Source organism: Metallosphaera javensis (ex Sakai et al. 2022) (genome assembly GCA_021654415.1).
In the GTDB taxonomy this organism is placed as follows: domain Archaea; phylum Thermoproteota; class Thermoprotei_A; order Sulfolobales; family Sulfolobaceae; genus Metallosphaera; species Metallosphaera javensis.
The window spans coordinates 2,016,585-2,036,730 of the sequence record AP024487.1 but is presented as its reverse complement, the minus strand read 5'-3'; the positions used below and the strand labels follow the sequence as shown (position 1 = coordinate 2,036,730).

Annotated in this window: 27 protein-coding genes; 16 read left to right on the top strand and 11 right to left on the bottom strand. The window is 47.5% G+C overall.

What is annotated here, in order from left to right:
- Window positions 1-5: 5 nt before the first annotated feature.
- Window positions 6-1,250: an NDP-sugar synthase gene (locus QVC96_RS11435; RefSeq protein WP_287689324.1), complete on the bottom strand. Its 1,245-nt coding sequence runs from the start codon at window positions 1,248-1,250 to the stop codon at window positions 6-8.
- Between the two features lie 34 nt (window positions 1,251-1,284).
- Between QVC96_RS11435 and QVC96_RS11430 the strand changes: the two genes are divergently transcribed.
- Genes QVC96_RS11430 through QVC96_RS11395 form a run of 8 tightly spaced genes read left to right on the top strand, consistent with a single transcriptional unit; the run spans window position 1,285 to window position 8,663 of the window.
- Window positions 1,285-2,619, top strand: coding sequence for a glycoside hydrolase family 57 protein (locus QVC96_RS11430; RefSeq protein ID WP_287689323.1), 1,335 nt, complete (start codon window positions 1,285-1,287; stop codon window positions 2,617-2,619).
- A complete protein-coding gene (locus QVC96_RS11425) occupies window positions 2,616-4,310 on the top strand; it encodes a glycosyltransferase (RefSeq protein WP_287689322.1) in 1,695 nt (564 codons plus the stop codon). The genes QVC96_RS11430 and QVC96_RS11425 overlap by 4 nt, the downstream gene beginning before the upstream one ends.
- Before the next feature lie 9 nt (window positions 4,311-4,319).
- Window positions 4,320-4,526, top strand: a complete 207-nt coding sequence (locus QVC96_RS11420; RefSeq protein WP_238025304.1) for a MoaD/ThiS family protein — start codon at window positions 4,320-4,322, stop codon at window positions 4,524-4,526.
- On the top strand, window positions 4,483-5,151 hold the full coding sequence (locus QVC96_RS11415) for a hypothetical protein (protein WP_287689321.1): 669 nt from the start codon (window positions 4,483-4,485) through the stop codon (window positions 5,149-5,151). Before QVC96_RS11420 ends, QVC96_RS11415 begins: the two co-directional genes overlap by 44 nt.
- Window positions 5,148-6,254 (top strand): NAD(P)/FAD-dependent oxidoreductase, encoded by a 1,107-nt coding sequence (locus QVC96_RS11410; protein ID WP_287689320.1) that lies wholly within the window; start codon window positions 5,148-5,150, stop codon window positions 6,252-6,254. Before QVC96_RS11415 ends, QVC96_RS11410 begins: the two co-directional genes overlap by 4 nt.
- 59 nt (window positions 6,255-6,313) lie before the next feature.
- Entirely contained in the window at window positions 6,314-6,823 is a 510-nt protein-coding gene (locus QVC96_RS11405; protein WP_287689319.1) for a DUF1955 domain-containing protein, read from the top strand.
- On the top strand, window positions 6,820-8,157 hold the full coding sequence (gene pyk, locus QVC96_RS11400; protein WP_238025308.1) for a pyruvate kinase: 1,338 nt from the start codon (window positions 6,820-6,822) through the stop codon (window positions 8,155-8,157). Before QVC96_RS11405 ends, pyk begins: the two co-directional genes overlap by 4 nt.
- Before the next feature lie 53 nt (window positions 8,158-8,210).
- Window positions 8,211-8,663: a GNAT family N-acetyltransferase gene (locus tag QVC96_RS11395; RefSeq protein ID WP_238025309.1), complete on the top strand. Its 453-nt coding sequence runs from the start codon at window positions 8,211-8,213 to the stop codon at window positions 8,661-8,663.
- A 188-nt stretch (window positions 8,664-8,851) separates the two neighbouring features.
- On the opposite strand, the gene QVC96_RS11390 is transcribed toward QVC96_RS11395, so the two are convergent.
- Entirely contained in the window at window positions 8,852-9,202 is a 351-nt protein-coding gene (locus QVC96_RS11390; protein ID WP_287689318.1) for a transcriptional regulator, read from the bottom strand.
- A gap of 303 nt (window positions 9,203-9,505) precedes the next feature.
- Between QVC96_RS11390 and QVC96_RS11385 the strand changes: the two genes are divergently transcribed.
- From QVC96_RS11385 to QVC96_RS11375, 3 genes are read left to right on the top strand one after another with little or no spacing between them, the layout of a single operon-like run.
- Entirely contained in the window at window positions 9,506-9,979 is a 474-nt protein-coding gene (locus QVC96_RS11385; protein WP_287689317.1) for a hypothetical protein, read from the top strand.
- A 29-nt stretch (window positions 9,980-10,008) separates the two neighbouring features.
- Window positions 10,009-10,284 (top strand): hypothetical protein, encoded by a 276-nt coding sequence (locus tag QVC96_RS11380; RefSeq protein WP_287689316.1) that lies wholly within the window; start codon window positions 10,009-10,011, stop codon window positions 10,282-10,284.
- Window positions 10,281-10,580 (top strand): hypothetical protein, encoded by a 300-nt coding sequence (locus QVC96_RS11375; RefSeq protein WP_287689315.1) that lies wholly within the window; start codon window positions 10,281-10,283, stop codon window positions 10,578-10,580. The genes QVC96_RS11380 and QVC96_RS11375 overlap by 4 nt, the downstream gene beginning before the upstream one ends.
- Here QVC96_RS11375 and QVC96_RS11370 read toward each other — a convergent pair.
- The 3 genes from QVC96_RS11370 to QVC96_RS11360 form a co-directional block, all read right to left on the bottom strand.
- Window positions 10,577-11,260 carry a creatininase family protein gene (locus QVC96_RS11370; RefSeq protein WP_287689314.1) on the bottom strand — a complete coding sequence of 228 codons (684 nt, stop codon included), beginning with the start codon at window positions 11,258-11,260 and terminating at the stop codon, window positions 10,577-10,579. The two genes, QVC96_RS11375 and QVC96_RS11370, sit on opposite strands and share 4 nt — an antisense overlap.
- A 133-nt stretch (window positions 11,261-11,393) precedes the next feature.
- Window positions 11,394-11,852 (bottom strand): hypothetical protein, encoded by a 459-nt coding sequence (locus QVC96_RS11365; protein WP_287690490.1) that lies wholly within the window; start codon window positions 11,850-11,852, stop codon window positions 11,394-11,396.
- Between the two features lie 5 nt (window positions 11,853-11,857).
- A complete protein-coding gene (locus QVC96_RS11360) occupies window positions 11,858-12,460 on the bottom strand; it encodes a hypothetical protein (RefSeq protein WP_287689313.1) in 603 nt (200 codons plus the stop codon).
- Window positions 12,461-12,545: 85 nt separating this feature from the next.
- Between QVC96_RS11360 and QVC96_RS11355 the strand changes: the two genes are divergently transcribed.
- Window positions 12,546-12,926, top strand: a complete 381-nt coding sequence (locus tag QVC96_RS11355; protein WP_287689312.1) for a RidA family protein — start codon at window positions 12,546-12,548, stop codon at window positions 12,924-12,926.
- A gap of 1 nt (window position 12,927) precedes the next feature.
- On the opposite strand, the gene QVC96_RS11350 is transcribed toward QVC96_RS11355, so the two are convergent.
- Entirely contained in the window at window positions 12,928-13,107 is a 180-nt protein-coding gene (locus QVC96_RS11350; RefSeq protein WP_012021347.1) for a hypothetical protein, read from the bottom strand.
- A 60-nt stretch (window positions 13,108-13,167) separates the two neighbouring features.
- A complete protein-coding gene (locus QVC96_RS11345) occupies window positions 13,168-13,650 on the bottom strand; it encodes a hypothetical protein (RefSeq protein ID WP_287689311.1) in 483 nt (160 codons plus the stop codon).
- Window positions 13,651-13,732: 82 nt separating this feature from the next.
- On the opposite strand from QVC96_RS11345, the gene QVC96_RS11340 reads away from it, so the two are divergent.
- Together QVC96_RS11340 and QVC96_RS11335 are read left to right on the top strand one after the other, a co-directional pair.
- Window positions 13,733-14,460 (top strand): IS1 family transposase gene (locus QVC96_RS11340; protein ID WP_425597954.1). Its coding sequence is split into 2 segments (ribosomal slippage): window positions 13,733-13,949 and window positions 13,949-14,460, totalling 729 coding nucleotides; the frame shifts between segments, so codons are not numbered across the junction.
- Window positions 14,461-14,582: 122 nt separating this feature from the next.
- Window positions 14,583-15,197: an IS6 family transposase gene (locus QVC96_RS11335; protein ID WP_287690488.1), complete on the top strand. Its 615-nt coding sequence runs from the start codon at window positions 14,583-14,585 to the stop codon at window positions 15,195-15,197.
- Here the strand turns inward: QVC96_RS11335 and QVC96_RS11330 are convergent.
- Both QVC96_RS11330 and QVC96_RS11325 read right to left on the bottom strand, forming a co-directional pair.
- Window positions 15,157-15,417: a P-loop NTPase gene (locus tag QVC96_RS11330; RefSeq protein WP_287689310.1), complete on the bottom strand. Its 261-nt coding sequence runs from the start codon at window positions 15,415-15,417 to the stop codon at window positions 15,157-15,159. The two genes, QVC96_RS11335 and QVC96_RS11330, sit on opposite strands and share 41 nt — an antisense overlap.
- Window positions 15,418-15,579: 162 nt before the next feature.
- Window positions 15,580-16,584 carry a pyridoxal-phosphate dependent enzyme gene (locus QVC96_RS11325; protein WP_238025318.1) on the bottom strand — a complete coding sequence of 335 codons (1,005 nt, stop codon included), beginning with the start codon at window positions 16,582-16,584 and terminating at the stop codon, window positions 15,580-15,582.
- Window positions 16,585-16,674: 90 nt separating this feature from the next.
- On the opposite strand from QVC96_RS11325, the gene QVC96_RS11320 reads away from it, so the two are divergent.
- Window positions 16,675-18,657 carry an acetate--CoA ligase family protein gene (locus tag QVC96_RS11320; RefSeq protein WP_287689309.1) on the top strand — a complete coding sequence of 661 codons (1,983 nt, stop codon included), beginning with the start codon at window positions 16,675-16,677 and terminating at the stop codon, window positions 18,655-18,657.
- Between the two features lie 58 nt (window positions 18,658-18,715).
- Here the strand turns inward: QVC96_RS11320 and QVC96_RS11315 are convergent, their stop codons facing one another.
- Window positions 18,716-19,036 carry a transcriptional regulator gene (locus QVC96_RS11315; protein WP_238025320.1) on the bottom strand — a complete coding sequence of 107 codons (321 nt, stop codon included), beginning with the start codon at window positions 19,034-19,036 and terminating at the stop codon, window positions 18,716-18,718.
- 394 nt (window positions 19,037-19,430) lie between these two features.
- On the opposite strand from QVC96_RS11315, the gene QVC96_RS11310 reads away from it, so the two are divergent.
- Window positions 19,431-19,817 (top strand): MarR family transcriptional regulator, encoded by a 387-nt coding sequence (locus QVC96_RS11310; RefSeq protein ID WP_238025379.1) that lies wholly within the window; start codon window positions 19,431-19,433, stop codon window positions 19,815-19,817.
- On the opposite strand, the gene QVC96_RS11305 is transcribed toward QVC96_RS11310, so the two are convergent.
- Window positions 19,793-20,131, bottom strand: coding sequence for a hypothetical protein (locus QVC96_RS11305; protein ID WP_238025321.1), 339 nt, complete (start codon window positions 20,129-20,131; stop codon window positions 19,793-19,795). The two genes, QVC96_RS11310 and QVC96_RS11305, sit on opposite strands and share 25 nt — an antisense overlap.
- Window positions 20,132-20,146: the final 15 nt, after the last annotated feature.

Sequence of the window (20,146 nt, the reverse complement as noted above, 5' to 3'; positions counted from 1 at the left end):
GGACATCAAGTCAGAACTGTATCGTGAATTTTGCTGTTGGCATTAATAACCTTGTGTGGATATATCTTGGAGTTCACTATCTCCGTGTCAGCGTCTATAACAACGTCATCACCTATCACGCTCCCGATAATCCTTGCCCCTCCCCTGATCTCCACGTGCCTCGCTATCACCGAGTTCTCTATCACAACTCCCTCACCAATGAAGGCCCTATCCATGATAGAGCTTCTAATAACCCTCACGTTATTCTTAAGGATGGAGAAGTTGTCTATTGTGGAGTTCTCAATGTAGACATTGTTCCCTATCTGGCAGTGTCTCCCTATTAGCACGCTCCCCTCGATCCTCATCCTCCCCTTTCTGTATTTCATGGCTATTACGTTCCTCCTTCTTATGGAGTCCGGGCTAGTTCCCTGGACGAATATTCTCTTGGACTGATCAATTCTCTTTCCGCCCATTTCATGCTCATCCAGGCTCTCGAGGAGAACCTTCATGGCGTCCAGATATCTTTCTGGAGTTCCCACGTCAAACCAGAGGGAATCCGTAACGTAACCATAAACGGGATATCCCTTCTGGATCAGGTAAGGAATTATGTCCTTTCCAAAATCCATCTTTCCCTCCTCCCTCATTGCCGATACCTCCTCGCTTGCGAAGATGTCCCTAATCTTGGGAGAGAGGACGTAGACTCCGGTGTTGATCAGATTGGATGGAGCCTCCCCCTCCTTTGGTTTCTCAACGAATCTCCTTATCCTCATGTCCTCTCCAAGGTCCGCAACTCCGAACTCCCTCACGTCAGCCCACTTCTTGAGGACAATGGTCATTAAAGACCCCTTGGAGAGGTGATAGTCCACGAGCTTCTTCAGGTCCAGTTTGATTAGATTATCACCCTGTATTACCAAGGTGATATCGTCTATTCTGTAGTAATCCATGTTGATCCTCACCGAGTCAGCGTTGCCCACGCTGTCCACTCTGGGCTGGTACTTGAAGTGGACCCTTGGTTTAATCCTGTACCTTGCTGAAAACCCTATTCCTTCCTTGAAGGTGTCAAAGAGCGACTTATAATTCACGTACCCTTTTACGCCGAAGATGAATTCCTTAACTCCCTGCTTTGCCAGTTCCAGGATGGGAAACTCAAGGAGTGGTCTGTTCAGCAACCTCACTGTGGCCTTGCTAGTTTCAACCGTTAAAGGTCGCATTCTGGTTGCTTCTCCCCCTATGGGAATGATAACCTTTATATCCTCAGGAGACCATTGCATGCCTTTTATTTATCAGATCTCACTTAAGTGTATTATGACTAGCAAGGTAATAATGGGCTTTGAGGTTCATCAACCGTTCAGGATCAGGAAAGACGCGTTCTGGAATCCAAGGTTCAGGGGGTCTCCACAGGATAAATATTTCGACGACAGGCTCAATAGGGAAATATTTGAAAGGGTGAGGGCCAAGTGTTACATTCCCGCCACGAACATCATCCTTGAGGAGATAGAGGCGGGAGAGGATGAGGGAAGGGAGGTGAAGTTCTTCTACTCGGTGTCAGGAACTCTACTGGAACAGGCGGAGAGATGGGGTAGGGACTTTCTTGACCTGCTTCAATTACTTTCAAGCACAGGTAAGGTCGAGTTCCTAGCCCAGACCTACTATCACTCTGTTACCTCCATGTGGGAGGACAGGACGGAATGGAGGGAGCAGGTAAGGCTTCACGCTGAGACCGTTAGATCCCTTCTGGGACAGACGCCAGTCACGTTCGAGAACACTGAGCTCCTGACCAACTTGGCTGTGGTGGAGGAGGCAGAAAGCATGGGGTTCAAGGGCATCATGATGGAGGGAAAGGAGTCAGTACTGAAGGGAAAGTCTCCTAACTTCGTGTACAGGAGGAAGGGCGGTAAAATCTCCATCCTTCCAAGGAACTTCACCCTGAGCGATGACATAGCCTTCAGGTTCTCCAATCCCAACTGGGATCAATATCCACTCACTGCGGAGAAATATTCCTCTTGGATTAAGGCCTCGCCGGGCCAGGTTGTCACGGTGTTCGTGGATTACGAGACTTTTGGGGAACATCACTGGAAGGAGAGCGGTATCTTGGAGTTCCTGAGGTGGTTGCCCAGGGAACTCAACAGGGAGGGAGTGGAGATGACCCTACCTAGGGAGGTTGAGAGCAGTCCCTATTACGACCTTGAGGTTACAGGAACTTCATCCTGGGCCGACATCAGGAAGGATCATACGAGCTGGCTGGGAAACATAATGCAATGGGCCTACGATGAGGCAGTGAGAAGGTCTGAAATGACCTCAAAGGAGTTAGGAGGAGATTTCCTGAAGGCGTGGAGATACTTCACCACCAGCGACAACTACTACTATCTCTTCACGGAAGGGGGAGGTCCAGGAGAGGTTCACTCCTACTTCAATGCCTATAACTCACCCATAGATGCGTTCCTGAACGAGTTCTATGCCATCAACTCCTTCCTTCACGATGAACTTGAAAAGCTGGGGATAAAGAACGAGCCCTTCTTCTTCTACAAGGACGGGAAGAGGGTTGGAGTTGCGTGGGATGAGAACCAGTTCAGGGAAATAGTTAAACGCGACGAATCACTCAAGGATCACCTGAAGTATCTGAAGGAGTGGTTACAATGAAAAGGATGGAATCCTTCTGGATACCGGAGTCCATTGAGAGTGTCTGGATGATCTCATTTGAGTTCAGGGGAATAACCAGTTCCGGGGGACTAGGTTCTGCAGTCTATGCCCTAAGCACCTCTCTCGCGAAGATGGGAAAGAAAGTTACAGTGATAATGCCAAGTCACGGAAGGCATCTGGACGGGATTTACAGGAGTAAGTTAAAGCTCCAGGAAATACCCACGTCAGTCACGGGAAACAGGAGGGGTTTGGATGGAGGGAACTATCCCTTCAGGCTCGGTTTCGAGAGGGGAGAGATTGAAGGGGTGGAGATGATCCTCGTGAAGGGGCTGGATTACGATACGGGAAAGATAATCGACTCCTGGGGCGTTTATGATCATGCCATGGAGAAGTCCGCCCTGCTTACCAGGGGAGTTGAGCATCTCGTCTCCACTCTGAACCTGGAGAACATTCCTTCACTAATTCACGCTCATGACTGGCACTCGGTTCTCCCTGGAGTGAGGGCCAAGATGAGTTTGGAGGAAAGGAGGGTGATAGTTCCACTGGTTTACACTGTTCATCTTCTCAATAGGGTGGGCGCACCGTGGCATTTCGCCTCAGAGGACTGGGCCGGACTAGAGAATTACGCCCACTACGTGTGGATGGTCTCGAAGCACGTGCTGAACAGCACCAGGAATCTCTGGGATTCATGCGAGGGAAAAATTGAGAGGTTCGGGTTTTATGAGGCGGACCTCATCACCACCGTGAGCAAGAATTACCTGTTCAATGACGTGCTTCCCTTCTCCGGCAGTTTCGCCGAGAACAAGTCGTGTGTGATCTACAATGGTACGGATTGGGACATCAATCAGGTCAAGGGTTACGCACTTTCCTCAATGGGAACGGACAATAGGGCTAGCATAAGGGAGAAATTATTCGCGTCCCTCTCCAGCAACAGATTTGTTCCCTCAGACTACACCACAGGGAGCGTGCTGTGGGCCAACAGAGGTAGACTCGGAATCAGGGACGACTGGAGTTACGAGCCTCTTCAAAGGGGTCAGCTGGTACTTTTCGCTGGTAGATTGGTTTATCAGAAGGGGATTGATCTGCTACTGAGGGCCTTTAGGGGCGTTGTTGAGAGGGTTCCGGACGCGCGATTGGTGGTCATGGGAATTCCCTCAGACGATTACGGACTTCTGCAGGACATAGTGGATAGGGCGTCGGAGCTTAGGGATAACGTGAGGATTCTCGCAGTGAGCACCATGGATCAAAACATGTTCAGGCTATGGCACTATTCAGCCTCAGTGATGGCAATGCCGTCCAGATGGGAACCCTTTGGTATTACCGCCATAGAGGCCATGGCACTTGGTACGCCCCTGGTGGCATCGGCCGTGGGAGGTTTAACTGAGATAGTTGATGACGTAAGGGCTGATCAGAACGGTAATGGATTCCTCACTGAGAGGGAGAATATTGAAGCTTTGAGGTCCAGCCTGACGGACGCCCTGCTCCTGTCCAAGGCAAGCGAAACAGGAGACAGGGAATTGCTCAACCAGGTATCTTCCAGCGTGAAGGAGAAGTCCTGGGACAGGATCAGGGAGAACGCTATAAGGAAGGTCGATACCACGTTCAGATGGAACGCCATCACCAATCAGGCACTCGAGTGCTATTCCAGGGCACTGGTGATGGCTAAATATAGGGGTTCTGCCTACCTTTAGGCTGGGAAGATGAAGGTTATCGTGTACCTACCCAGGGAGAAGAGGGAGAAGGAGGTTGAGTTAAACCCCAATTCCACAGTGAGGGACCTTGTGAGGAAATTGGGGCTCACTGTTCAGGGCTCAGTTGTACTCAGGGATGGAGTACCTCTACTGGAGGACGAAAAGGTTAAGGATGGGGAAAAACTCACTGTGGTGCAGACAGCATCAGGTGGTTAAGCTGAATCCTAGGAACCTAAAGAGCTTGGATCCAGAGACCAGGAATTTAGAATGGCAAAGAATGGAAAAGATAATGAGGGATGAGCCCCAGGAACTCCGGGGTATAAGGCTTTACCTTCGTTCCCTCCTCTGGAGCAGAGTTCAGGGAGTGAGGGAGGATGCCTGGAAACACCTCCACCTGTATAAGGAGCTGGAGGTAAAGGGCCTTGAGAAGGCTTTTTCCTCAAGATCGGACAGGATAAAACTCACTGCATGGCAACACGTGAGGGAGGTCATTGAACTGGGCCTCCTTTCCAGGGAGGAGCTTGTGGGACTCAGGCAACATTTCTGGAGGATGCTAAGGAGTTACTATCCCACCGTGAGGAAAAAGGCCTGGAAACTTCTTCCCGTACTGGTGAACCTGGGGATAGTTGGTCTAAGGGACAGGGAGAGGCTGGTGGAGTTCCTGAAAATCAGGAAGCCTGGAATTAGGATGATGGCGTGGTCAACGGCGAAGTTTCTCGTGGAGAAGGGCATACTCACCAGTGAGGACGTTGAGCAAAATCTTATTTATTTGAAAGAGCTCACAGAACGAGAGTCTTCCCTTTCCTTGAGGGCAAGGAGAATCCTGGAGGAGTTAAAATGAAGGTAGGAGTTGTGGGTGGCGGTATTGTTGGATTAATGACAGCTTACTTTCTGGCGAGGGAAGGCGCATCCGTAACTGTGTATGATCCTGCGCCGGGCAACTACTCTATTCATGCAGCAGGGTTAATAGAACCTTATCGTTTTGACAGGATTAATACAACCTCCATGATAGTGAAGATGTTACGTTTCATGAGGAGAGGAGTCACGGAAGTCAGGCAACTGAACTCCATGTGGGTGGTCGAGCTCCTCTCCTCCCTGAATAAGCAACCACCTCAGGAGGCATGGGAGATGATGAGGGAGATGGCGAGGTTCTCCCTTGAGGCCTACGCCAAAATGGCGGAAGAGAGGAACGATTTCGACTATTATAACGATGGTCTGCTGGAGATATACACGCGTAAGGAGGACCTGGAAAAGGGCGAGGAAGAGGAGAAACGTAGTCCTTTTTCACCCAAGTTTGAGGTAACTGAAGTTCCTGGGTTTGCTGGGGGAATATTCTTTCCAGAACTGAGTAGGATTGCCACTGAGAAGTTCGTGAATAGAATAACTCGAGAACTGGCTCAGTTGAAGGTGAGTTTTCGTAATGAGGAGGCCTCACCAGATCTCAATGGGTATAACATCAACGGCGAGAAATTCGACGCCATAGTCCTCGCAAACGGAGTCTGGATTACTAAGTTTCTCAGGTTACCGGTAACCTCATTCAAAGGTTACGGAGCCTGGGTTAAAGGCAGTTCCAAGATAAAGGGTGCATTCGTGACTGTTGATGAAGGAATTGCCGTATCTCCACTCTCGGATCATATCAAGATCACAGGAGGGTTTTCAGCTGACTATGGAAGCGAATGGAGAACGGATATTCTCTCAAAGGTCTCAGGCTTGGTGAAGGTCGGGGAGGTGATAGACAAGAACATGGGTTTCAGGCCATGCTCACCGGACGGCTTCCCTATAATCGGCAAATTGGATAACGTTGTTATTGCCACTGGTGCGTGCAGATTGGGATGGAGCTACGCGCCAGCTATGGGTTACTACGCCAGTGAGCTGGTTCTTGGGAGGAGAAACAAGCTTGGATACATTTCCAGATACGTGGAAAGGTTACGCTCTAGTCCCTAATACAGTCCTTAAGGAAAATTATGGTATAACCATTTAAGCCTTGGTACGGTATATTACTCATGGTAACTGAGAGCAGGGAACTAGTTAAATCCCTAATGGAAGCTAAGGAAAAGATTATCTCAGGAGACGTGAAGCAGGGAGTCGAAATAATTGGGAAACATGTGAATTCCTCCAACATAAAGGAGGCTAACTGGGTCATCTGTAATGTCATTGATGCTGCAGATTGTGCCTACGTTGTTGAAACGCTGAAATCCATAGGTAAGATATTTGACATCACGGCCTGCGGTAACCTCAAGAGGGTGATATTCTGCTTCATGAGGGCCGGAGAGAACTCGGAGTTCGTGGATATAGCCCTTTCAGCTCTTGTGGAGAAAAGAAGGGAGGATCAGCTGGATAAGTTACTCACGGAGATGAACGAAATCCCTGCACCCTTCCTCGTGAAGTTGGCCGCGGCCTATGGAAAGATAGGTAACAGGAAGAAGGAACAGGAACTTCTAAAGCAGGCCTGCGAGAAGGGATTAAAGGAAGCTTGTAGAGATATTAACCAGGTTTTCTCAAGAATAACATGACACGAAGGACCAAGATTGTCGCCACCCTAGGCCCTTCCTCCGAGAGTTTAATTCCCAAGCTCAGGGATAAGGTGGACATTTTTAGGGTGAACCTGGCCCACGGGGATTACGAGTCTCATTCCAGGTATTTCGAGTTGTTGAAGACTCAGGCCCCCAACTCCTCCATCCTTGCTGATCTTCCAGGTCCTAAGCTCAGGGTAGGGGATATAGGAAAGATTGAACTGTCCCTAGGCCAAGAAGTTCTATTCTCTCCAGACGAGGGAATAGTGGTTCAGGAACCGCTCTTCTATAGAAGTGTTAAACCGGGCTCAGTAATTCTGCTGGCAGATGGACTCATAAAGGTGAGAATAACTGAGGTCTCCTCCAACCAGGTCAGGGGAGTAGTGTTAACCCCTGGCACCCTCACCTCCAGGAAGGGTATCAATATTCCTGATATGACGCTGGACTCCGGATTGACCGAAAATGATCTTAAGTTGATGGACGATGCCTTATCCCTAGGGGCAGATTACGTGGGCCTATCCTTTGTGCTCAGCGAAAATGACGTCATGAGGGCCAAGGAGAAAATAAACGGGAGGGCATGGGTTATCTCGAAGATCGAGAAAGGGCAGGCAGTGCAGAGGCTCTTCAGGATCGTGGAGGAGAGTGACGGTGTAATGGTCGCTCGTGGAGATCTGGGAGTGGAAATCGGCCTGGAGAACTTGCCCTACATTCAACGTAAGATAATCAGGATATCAAAACAGCTGGGTAAGCCAGTGATTCTCGCCACACAGGTTCTGGAGTCCATGGTGAGTAACCCCCTGCCCTCTAGGGCAGAGGTAATCGACATCGCCAACTCTGTCTATCAGGGTGTGGACGCCATAATGCTCAGCGATGAGACAGCGGTGGGCAGGTACCCAGTTGAGGCAGTGCAATACCTGGATCAGATCATCTCCTCCTCCGAGGATAAGGTAAAACCCCTCAGCCCATCGCCCATGAGAAGCCCAGATGACGCAATTGCCTATGCCTCCTCGTCATTATGTGAACTTTCCAAGTCCCACGTGATAGCAGTTCACAGCAGAAGCGGTCTTTCGGCCATCAGGGTTTCTAGACTGAGACCGAGGGCCATGATCTTGGCCTTCACCCCCGATATGAAGGTAGCCAGACGACTCAAGCTCTGTTGGGGCGTTGTCTCCATACCGCTCGAGGAAGGGGCAAGCGATCTCAATGATCTAGTGTCAATCCTGGAGAGTAAATGCAAGGAACTGGGAATTAGGGGCAACGTGGTTATCGTGGCCGGGGATCCCAAGATGGAATCCGGGAGGACTAACTTACTCAAGCTCCACACAATCGACTAGTGCCTATTGGGGGAATGGCAAGAGTTTAAATTCTAGTATAGAAACATAAACTTATGTCGGAGAGTATAAGTTTGCCCTTGACCATCAGGGAGGCAACCAGAGGCGATATAGAGGGGGTTTACAGGCTATATCAGTCTCTCACTCCAGAGGACCTGTACATGCGCTTTTTCTCATTTCACAGGGTCTCTCACGAGGAGATAGAACAGCTCTTCAGTAGGCAGGATCATATCACGTTATTGGCAGAGATAGACGGTGAGGTGGTTGGAGAGGCCACCCTCTATGACGACGGAGAGTTCTCTGTTGCGGTCAAGCCCAATCAGAGGAGAGGGGGTATTGGAACTGAGCTGGTCGCTGAGCTGATAAGGAGGGCAAAGAAAATGGGTATCCATAGGGTTAGATTTTACACCCTTCCCGAGAACTATCCAATGATAAGGATAGGGAAAAAGCTGGGTTTCAAGCTGGAGTACGACGAGGATCAGGTTAAGGGAGTTCTGGAATTGAATTAAAGGAGTAGGTTTTCCTATGTGTGGGAAGTTTAATCTATTCTCCGCAACCATTATGGGAAACCACTACATTCTCGGAGACATAGCTCGGCTAGTTGTGTATTTCACGTTAAAGGCTCCTTAAATACCTAACAATATGGGTAGCCCCCATTCTAGAGAACGGTCCTAGCTTGATAATTCATCCTGAAGAACTACCAGTCATACGGACAGGAGTAGTCCATTATCCCTAACTTCTTTCTGGCCAGACTACAAAGGGGACAAATATTCACCTGGTCGGCCTCATGAAGCTTGTTTGTGTAATGCCTCACCATTTCCATGAATTCCTCGTCCTTCTCTAAGATCGCCTTGTATTCTCCCTCAGCCCTCTTTCCCTTCAGGTAGTAACTAACTTCAGCGGGAGTTAAACCCAAGAGTGAGGCTGCACGGGACTGAGACTCGCCTTGGTTAACCAGTTCCTTAACTAGAAGTGCCTTGATCGCTGGGATCACATCTCTCATAGCAGTCTCGCAGGGAATCACAAGTTTTCTTGAATCATTTTTCATTATGATAATATATCTTTAACGCTCTTTAAAGTTTTGAGCTAACTTGAGAGAAGAGCATAAGACGCAAGTTAGCTCAATGATAAGGTGTAGGTTTTCAATTTTTAAGAACAAAATTCACAGATAAGTTTAATTCTCTTTACCTTTTTTAGATCATTCAAAATCTAGATTACTACATTTTCAATCTTTTAAAATTAGTAATGTCATTCTCTAAAAAGAATTCATTTCTTTATTGAAGTGGTCAAAATACCTTTAGACCAAAAAGAAAATTTTATATAGATTTTCTAGAAAATACACTTGAATTATATGGCTCAAAATCCAGATCCGAGATTTAATTACTTTAGATATGCAACAATTGTATCGTACTTCTTTTCCTCGGTAGCTGCTGTCGTCTTCATGACGTTAGCCATTATCAGAGCTACTTTCGAGGCAGCTTACGTCTATGACGTATCGGGTTCCTTTGATGTACCAAATATCGTGTTGCTGGCACTGGAAGTTGGGACTCCCATATTTTCAGTAATGTTTGATGCCGTTGTAATCTTGGGAATTCAGCTCATGCTTAACAGAATCTATGTGATGAATATTGTGAAGTCAGTGTTGGTCATTGTTCTAATGGGAGTAATCTTTGGCTCAGTTCTTGGGCATAAACCAGATAACCCGTTTGACGCAGCAACGGAATTGCCCTTTATAGGGAGTGGAGTTGTGGCCATGATTTTCAATGCTGTCGCCATTGTGACCTCTTTGGGAATGAGAAATATTGAGAGGAAGATGTATGGATGATTATCAAGCCTACCATTCAGTGGAGTTACATGCCTTCCCTGAAAGCCCCTTACATTTACTGGAAAGATGTAATAGTGGTACTTGAGAATCCCACTAAGGTTTTTGTGGTTGACGCTTGGAGAGATCAGCTGGGGAGGTATAAGCCCCCATCCCAAGTGTCTATCTTTAAGTTTTCATATAGAATTGGTCAAGTAGATGATGAGAACACTAAGTACCTTGAATGTATTGCAGGAACCCTTCAGACGAAGTTGAAGCCTCTGATTCAACGTAAATATGACTGTAAGGACGTGGTGGTAATGCTATGATAGATATCGAGGATTTTTTGAAGTGCATGGGAAAGATCGTGGAAATGAGAAAGATCTCAGATCTAGAATGGGCCTTCAAGTTAAGGGAAGCCATAATGTTATCCGGGACCCTCAAGGTTAATCCTGGGATAGTTACGGAAATAGAGTTTAGATTTAGGAGCCCGGACGGAATAGGCAGGATAAAGATAACCAAGGGCACGATTCTAGAGGCAAGTTATGAGGGAATCCTTTCCCTACAGCTTAAGCCAAGAGTCAGGGAGTGTTCCAAGATTCTCGTGGGGAAAGAGACCGTTTAAAACTTTAGGACTGATCTTAACTCATTCACTTTCCTTGTGACAAGTTCAACCATTTCGTTGAATACCCTTTCTCCCAGCTCCCTACTGGGCTCAACCTTGTCTGCCACAACTCCGTCGCTTCCTCCCTTTTCGGAGGTGAATAACGTGAACGTGAGGGGAGAGAAGACGGTTTTTGTGGGAATCCTGTCCTGTCTCACCAGTTCGGGTCTGAGAAACATCAGCAAGGAGCTCTCTACGTTCCCCGCGTGAAGGTCTTGATATCTAGAGAAGAGGTCGATTTCGCGAAGATCAGCTAGCATCACCAGGGGTTGAGATTGCCTGAAGTTAATTCTTCTAACCGCAACCTTTAGCAGTTGGGTGTTACCTCCGTGACCGTTTACCAGAATAATTCCCTTCACGTTCAGCCTCACAGCAGATTCTAGGATATCGCTGATCATGTTGATGAAGTTCACGTCGTCAAGGGATACATGGGGAAGACTACCATGTTCTATGGAACAGCCGTAATAGACCGTGGGAAATAGAAGGAGTCCTTCCACCTGGGCTACCCTCTGCGCCACCGCTTCAGCTATTATGGAGTCTGTTCCCAAGGGAAGATGGGGACCATGTTGTTCTAGGCTTCCCACAGGTATTATTCCCAGGTTAGGTGAGAGGTCATCCTTTGTGAGCTCTAGGACGTTCATGGGGAAATATTAGGAGTGAAGAAAATAATATTTAGTTGACGATATCATGAATGATGATGAGCTTCCAGGCTCAGTGAACTGTGATGCTTTGGTTGCAAGAGCTGAGGTTTAGACTTTTGTTCCTGGTCCGAAGTTATCTCCTTTCAATCAACCTTCTTATCATTTCCCTGACGTCTCCTCTAGTTTCCGCGTATATTAGTTTCTCATACCTTATTCCAAATCCATTTCCGTCGCTCTCAAATCTGTAGCCTGTACAACTCTCGCAGTAACCCCTCACTATCTTCACAAACTCAAGGTCACTTACGCTGAACCTTACGTCCCCTAAACTTTCAATCGTGCTAGGTTCAGTGGTGAAGCTCAATCTCTCAAGGAACTCATGAATTGCTGCCCTGACCAGCCTGTGGCTATCTATTCCGTGATCTCTCAGGAATAGTGGAAACTCCCAATCCCTCTTTACCATCTCAGCTACCCTAGCCAACTCCTCCTTCAGTGCAGGCTCCTCAAATTGCTTGAGACATTCCCTCCTTACCCTTTCCACGTACCCCCTGTCACCAACCCACGACAGGAAGTACGCCTTCCCAATTTCTTCCATACAGTTCAAGGTCTTATCACCACCATCATCATTTTCCATTCTTCATCCCTGTACAGGTACGTAAGCATGGCGAAATTGTCCGGGTATCTGACCTTCTCCACCTGTATAAGGTCTCTCTTCAGATTCCTCATGAGCCAGGCCTGAGACCACTTGTAGGACCCCCTCGCGTTCAGGAATAGTAGGCCCTTTCCTCCCAGGAATGAGAGGAGCTTAGGATATTTGTTTACATCTATCATGGCATCAGGAGAAAAACCCAGGTACTTCACCTGCCTCAGGGGAATAACGTCAAGGAACTTAACGTCGAATTTTTTCTCCAGAACTGCATAGGCCATGGTCTCTCCTAGGGTCGCCGATACGTCACCTGAATAGTACTTTCCTCCCCATCTTCTCCCTTCCAGGTAATCTATAATCCCCGACACGAGTCTGCTGGAAAGGAGAGATGCCATAATGATTCTTCCGGGATCAAGCTCCACTATTTCGCTTGGCATGTTCTGAATCAGCGTATCTATCAGGGCTGAGGACACCACGTCCATATCTTCATCGCTATCGTTGCTGGAGTGAGGGATGACCTCGGAGGGGAGATCAGTCCATGATATTTTCAACTGCATATGATTTAATTTAGAAGTTATTTTTAAGCTATAGAACAGGGTAGAAGGGGAGAAGTCATTTTAATTTCCACGAGGATCATACCCCATGAAGGAAATAATTTATTCCGAGAACTCTCCAAAACCCATAGGTCCCTATTCTCAGGCTGTCCTAACTGATAGGATTCTTTTCGTATCAGGTCAGATTCCTCTGGATCCAAAGACAAATGAGCTGGTTAAGGGAGGAATTGAGGAACAGACCAGGCAGGTCATGGAGAACCTCAAGGGAATCCTCTCCTCCGCCGGAATGACCCTAGATAACGTAACCATGAGTTTCGTTTACCTCAAGAATCTTCAGGATTTCCCTAAGTTCAACGAGGTGTACGCCAAATATTTCAAGGAAAAACCTCCAGCGAGGGTAACTGTTCAGGTAGGAGATCTACCCAGGGGATCCCTAGTAGAAATAGCAGTTATTGCGTACAAATTTTAGTTCAAGAAAAAACTTTCTTTAGTAGCTGTTCCATGTGGGGACAATTTACATCAAACAGCTCGTGGTTCCCGTGTTCTATGCAGGAGCCCGCAACGGGCTTACCCTCCAAGAACACGATGGACGCTTCGTCGTCCTCCACTATGGAATAGGCAATACCTTCAAAGACCTTTCTGTATAGCATTTGCCATCACTTAAAATAGATAGTGTGAATTACACCTTTTTAAGCATTTCTACAATAAGCTCACTCCTTCTCGCTTACCAGGTTGAGCTGTATGGCCTGTTCTGCCATCTCAGCCAGTCTTTCAATTCCTGGAAGGTTCGAATCCAACTGAAGCCCTTCATAGAGCATATCCCTGTGGAACGGGATAATTACTTTCCTCTCAACCGGGACTTCCTCTACCTCTCCCTTGACCATGTTTATGACTAGGGCAGTTAGTCTGAAGTAACGTGTATCAGGAACCCACGTTTTCAAAAGTGCAGGAACCTCATTCATGTGTTTAAGGGTAAGTCTGAGGGCAACTCCCGGGGTTGTGACGAAAATGCTGTTACAATGGGCGTCTCCAGTAGCTAACCAGAAAGCCTTATACTCGAGTTCACACAGCTCATCCAAGTTGGGAGGATTATCGGTTATCACAATGTCACTACCCTTGAGTATATCCCTGTATAGGGGAGCTATCTGTTCGGGGGTAGGAATAGTTCTGGGAAAGAATCTTGTCAGGCTCAATACTTGAAGATTTCCTCGTCTAGTCGAGTGTGTCCATAGTGTCGTCACTAAGGTATAAATATTTGTAAAGGGAGTATTACTTATGGCCAGGAGGGGAAGGAAACCTGTCTACAGGGACGTTCCCTGTCCCTCTTGTGGAAGTAATCACGTGGTTAAGAACGGGAAGATAAGGGGAAGGCAGTTCTACCTGTGCAGGAAGTGCGGGAGGAAGTTCGTGGAGGGAGCTAAACACCATCACGATAGGAGCGTGAGGGAGAGGGCCCTCAGGATGTACGCGAACGGGATGAGCATGAGATCTCCAGGGTACTTCAGGTCCCACTGGGCACGGTATTCACGTGGATCAAGAGGTACGGAGGGAAGAAGTACGCGAAACTCGTGGAGCTGTGGAGGAGAGCCAGGGACGAGCTGAATGAGGGCGTGAAGGTCGTGGACGAGATGTGGACCTACTTCAGGAGGAACGCGAAGGCGTTTTACTCTTGGGTCTTCACGGGATTCGTGTTCTCCATGAAGGGGATGTACGTCGTGTTCTCCGTGGGAGACAGGAGCGAGAACACGTTTCAGGAGCTCGCGCAGTACGTGCCCGAGAAGGGGACCTGGGTTTCGGACGACTACAACGTCTATTTCCTCCTCCCCGAGCACAGGGTCGTGTCACCCGTTAACCCCAACGAGTCCTTCCACTCGTCCCTCAGGGACAGGCTCGTGAGGTTCAAGAGGGCAACCAAGGCAGTGAACAGGAGCTTTGATATGATGAGGTACTCCGTAGGTCTCGTTCTGTGGGAGAGAGGGCTGATCCCAGAATTTATACCTTAATGACGACACTATGAGTGTGTCCAACAATATTGCTATAATAGACAAAATTTAAGTTGGGCCAGGACGGGTTGATTCTGGGTGAGAGCGTGAAGATCGCGTCTCTCCCCGTCCTGACCCAGATAATGTGTTACCTTCTCAGGGTTAATAACCTTGAGCCCAGGTTCCACTCCCTGGAGGAGGTGGCGAGGGCCCTTGCTGGTTACTACCTGGGCCACTCGCTCAGGAGGTTCAGGTTACCCAGGAGCACGGTTCACTACTACTGGAGGAGATTGTCCAGCGCGAGAGTTGACGTGCCTGTGTCAGGGGAGTACGCCGTGGACGAGACCAAGGTAATCCTGGTTAAGGGCGTGGTGTACTACCTGTGGGTCGTGAGGGACCTCAACACGGGCGTTATACCCTTCTTCATGGTCACTGAGGCCAGGTCAGGTCTGGACGCGCTAATCCTGGTAGGGGGAGTGAGGGAGGTTGAGCTGAGGGTGAGGGGCGAGGTGCTCAGGGCCAGGTACGTCCATGACGGCCTGCCCGCGTACAACTTCCTCTCCATGGCAGGGGTAGAACACGAGCACATCACCTTCGGGGTGAGGAACAGGGTTGAACAGGTCTTCAGGACGGTGAAGCACAGGTTGTCAGGGATGGACTTCCACTTCCCATGGAACTCCAGCAAGTGGAGCCTGAGGAAGTGGTTCTCCACCTACTTCACCGTCTACAACCTGTTGCAATTGTGGCAGGTGAGATAAATTGTTGGACACACTCTCTAGCCAGGAAATTACCCTCCTTACCTTCGGTCAGGGCATTTATCAGACCATCGTTGAGTCCATGAAGTCTTCCTATAGTATTTGTATTATCCCTGTCGACAAGGGTTACTTTATACCTTTCAGCCAACTTTTTAGCTAGCAGATAAGCAATAGTCGATTTTCCAACTCCACCTTTAAATCCCAAAACTGAAAATCGGATCATAAACAACCAGCCAAGTCTTTTTCTATCTTATCTTCATTCTTTTTCTAGTTTATAAGATTGCATAATGATTAACGTTGTTAATTTTTCTTTGGAGTTTATAAAGGAGACACAGTTATTATTCGTGAATTTTATTTAAAATAAATTAGCTTGACGATCTCGTGTTTAAATAACCTTGAGTCCATTACCTGTAAGCACTATCACTGGATCGGATACCTCATATTTCCTAGCTCCTGCCAAAGCTACGGCGGAGCTATATTCTGCCAGTATACCCTTCTTGGAGAGGTACTTCCACGAGTCAATTATTTCGTTTTCTTTCACAATAACGCAATCTCCTGTCTCACGAAGAACCCTAATCATCTCGTCCAGAAGCACAGGATTTGTTGATACTAAAGCGTCAGCGATGGAGGTTACCCTGCTCGGTGGAGTATAACTTATTCCCTTAAACTTGGAGCACACCGGGCTAACCTCTTCTGTCTGAACGGCAATCAACTTGGGCATCTTGTCAATCATCCCTTCCCCCAAGAGGTGTCTGAACCCCTCATATACACCCAGCAGAAGGGTACCGGCGGAAGTGGGTAGAAACACTTCTCCGGGAGCCTTCCATCCTCTATCCCTGGCTATCTCATATGCTAGCGATCTAATTCCATCTCTAAACTCAGGCTGAAGTACATGGGACGCGTAATAGGCTCCAGAGTTCTCTGCAGCCTTGGATACGTCGTCTCTTGTGCCCTCCACCCTTATCACTTCAGCTCCGTAGGATTCGATCTGTTTTAGCTTTCCTCCCCTTGCGGTTGAAGGCACGAAAACCTTTACCTTCATTCCAGCCATGGCTCCATATGCAGCTATGGAAGCTCCGGCATTACCTGAGGAATCCTCGGAGATCTCCCTTATCCCTAGTTGAGAGAGGTAGGAAACTAGGGTAACTGATCCCCTGTCCTTATACGAGCCCGTGGGGTTAAGGAAGTCCAGCTTGTACGTGAATCCATCCACAGAGATGGAGGGCGTGTTCCACTCTCCCAGGGAAACCCATCTCTCGACATAAGGGAAGTTCTCCCTGAGATTCTTGGAGAAAGGGATGTCCACTTCAACCTTGAAAACTCCACCACACTTGCATCTTACCTCTGTGCCTTCTCTTTCTCTTCCACATCTCGTGCATCTAACTTTCATGGTGTTATTGGAGTTCTCCAAAGTTTAATGACTTATCTACGCACATGGTCGGACCGCACTCGTTATTAACCGTGAAGACCAGATTGTTTCATGGATCTAGATTATCTTTTCAGGCCGAGGACCATTGCAGTGGTGGGGGCTTCACGAAATAGGGAGAAGGTCGGAAATGTGATCTTTAGAAACGTATCCTCCACTTTCCGCGGTAAGGTCTATCCTGTTAACAACAAATCTGAGACCATAGAGGGAGTTCAGTCTTACAAATCATTAAAGGATATTCAGGATGATGTAGATCTTGCCATCATTTCCGTTCCCAGGGAGTCAGTTCCAGAGGTTATGGAGGAGGCTGGGGAAAAGGGTGTCAAGGCTGGAATTGTCATAACCTCAGGGTTTAGGGAAGTGGGGCCAGAAGGAGAGAAACTGGAAAGGGAAGTGACATCCATTGCGAGTAAGTATGGGATAAGATTTCTTGGACCAAACACGATGGGACTTCTAACTCCCGATTATAACGGCACGTTTGCCTTCGCTGATGTTAGACGAGGCGAGATCGCGCTTGTGGTACAAAGCGGTGGTATAGGCGCCTACATGCTTAACTGGGCGCAGAAATCCCGGACAGGGGTAAGTTTTCTGGTAAGCTTAGGAAACCAGACAGACGTGAAGGAGTACGAGGTCATTGATTATCTATCCAAGGATCCCGAGACCAAGGCCATTTTCGTGTATATTGAGGGTGTATCCGATGGCGAAAAGTTCCTCGAGATCATACCAGAGGCCACATCTAGGAAACCGGTTATCTTCATAAAGGGCGGAGCCTCGGCTCAGAGTGCGGAGGCAGTTAAGACCCACACGGGAAGCTTGGCCGGTTCCTACGACGTTTTCAAAGCCGCAATCAGGACCGTGGGCGGAATTTTCGTTGAGAACCTCAAGGACTTCCTGAACCTCTCCAAGTTGGTCAATTCCTCCGAACCCATCAGGGATGAGATCCTTGTGGTGACCAACTCAGGTGGTCACGGCGTATTAACCTCGGACGCCATAGGGAGAGCAGGACTTTCACTGGTGAGGATCCCCGAAAGGCTCAGCGCGGAGTTGAGGAAGGTCCTTCCGCCACAAAGCATTCCCAAGAATCCTCTGGACCTGTCCGGAGATGCTGGTAGGGATAGGTACCTCAACTCCCTTAAGATAGTCTCAGACCTAGACTGTACTAAACTGGTGATAGTGGAGTCCCTACCTTTCATCAGTTGTACTGAAGTGGCCAAGGTTCTCCTTAATTTCAAGGGGAAGGGAATCATAGGAGTGACAATGGGCTATGACGAGGATTCAGCCTCAAGGATACTGGAATCTGCCTCCATTCCTGTGTTTACTTTCCCTGAGGAGGCCGTTAATGCCATAAGCAAGCTGGTCAGGAGACCCTCTCCCAGGAAGAAGGTCAGGGTAACGCAACCCATAAACTCGGCTCAGGAACTTAGCAAAGGGAAAAGCTTCCTGAGCGATTACGAGGGTCTAAAACTCATGGAACTTTATGGTGTGAAGACACCCAGATGGGGTATTGCAAGCACAGCGGAGGAGGCACAAAGGTATGCTGACTCGATCGGTTACCCGGTGGTCATGAAGATTTCCACGGACCAACCTGTGCATAAGACAGAACTGAAGGGAGTTTACATGAATGTGGAGAAAGACATGGTTAAGGAAAAGTTCGAACTCCTTTCCAAGATTACCAAGAGAGTCATGATACAGGAGCAACTAACGGGACTGGAAGCCTACGTGGGTGGAATTAGAGACCCAGTGTTTGGTCACACGGTGTTAGTAGGAGTGGGAGGGATATACGTTGAGGTCCTCAAGAGCGTCAGTTACGGCATAGCACCTGTGTACGAAGACGAGGCCCTTGAAATGCTACGAGAAAGTAGGCTTCTTGACATGATAAGGGCAAGGAAAAGGGGTTACGATGAGGGTTCAGTTATAAGGACAGTATCCAACGTGTCGAGGCTAATTCTGGACCTGAACGTGAAGGAGATGGACATTAACCCTCTCATAGTGAACGAAAAGGGCGCATTTGCGGTGGATGTGAGGGTAACGTTTTAGATCAATTCACACTTCACGCATAGGCTAACTTGAAAATCGGATCGGGTTAGTTTTCTCACTAGATCATGCAGGGAGGTAACCCGAATATCTCCCTAGACCTAGAACAGAGGAGGCAAAATGTGGTCTCTTCCACTCTCTCCCCTGAAATTATTCTGCTCGCAACCCCATCTATCATGTCTGATATCTCTGGATCACTGAGAAGAGTTTTTAGCTTCATCTCATCCTTCACCCTTTTCTCGTAGGAGGTGGCGGACAAACCAATGAGCTTTGCAGCTCTCTTAACTGGAACCTTTCTGTCCACTAACCTCCTCATAATTGCGACCCTGAGGTAAGGAACCACAGTGTTAAATGCCTGTTCACATGGCGTTTCCCATTTCATGAATTCAATTATCTCTTTCAGCAAAGTTATACATTTGGTATATGATATTCAGGTTGATAGTATTAACCCTGTTAATATACTGCTCATTCTAAGTTCAGGACATTCTAAGTTCAGGACATCTCAGAGTAAGGGGTTAACTTTCCTAAGGAAAATTCCTATCAAGGTGATCTCTTTCTTGGCAATAGAGTTCTTCCGATCCGCTGAAAAAAAAAAGCGCCCTTCAAATTCATAACTTTAACTTTAACAACCTTTACCACTTTTGTCTAAAGCTCTAGACAAAGATGTACATTTTTATATATAAGTGCATACTTTCATATTGTTCTGAACATTAACATATATACATTTTTTAATCAAGTTATCCCATAAGGATTTTAGTGAGAAAGAAATGAACAAGATAGCAAATAAAATAAGATTCCCAGACGGAAGGGAAGTTGATATTCAAGACGTCATTGGGTTTCTGTATGGGCTTTCAAGAAGCGATGTCGAGGTTTTACACGTGTTAACATGCAAGGGAGAAAAAATGTCCACTGAGGAATTAGCAGAGACCTTGAAAGTAACTAAGGCCTCCATAAGCAAGTCCATCAATAACCTGCTTTACAAAGGATTAATAAATAGGGAGAAAGTGACGGAGGACGAGAAGAGAAAGGGAAGGCCAGCGTATATGTATTGGGTGAACAGGGAAGAACTATACGAAAGAGTTATTGCCGATATGATAAGCTTGGCCAATGCCATGAAAAACGACTTTAAGGCACACGTTCAGCTAGCAGTAGTACCAGCCTGAGATTGACCTGAACTCTTTTCCTCTGTCTTCTCCTCTTTCTTCTCTTCTTTTGTCTGCTTTTCTTCCTTCTTTTCTTGTTTCTCCTTCTTGGGCTTAATTATCCTGTTTTTCCTGATCTCGAACTGATAGGAGATTCCCTGCCCCTTATACTCGGCAAGTATCTTATCCCTGTCTTCACTCCATTTGACCTCTGTACCGGTTAATGATCTGATGTAGTCCTTCGCGAATTTGAGATGTCTATATTTTCGTTTAAATGTGGTTATCTTTCCATTGATCTCAATTTTTCCCTCGAGTTCATATTTTACGACTTTCATGGATTCAGTTTATTG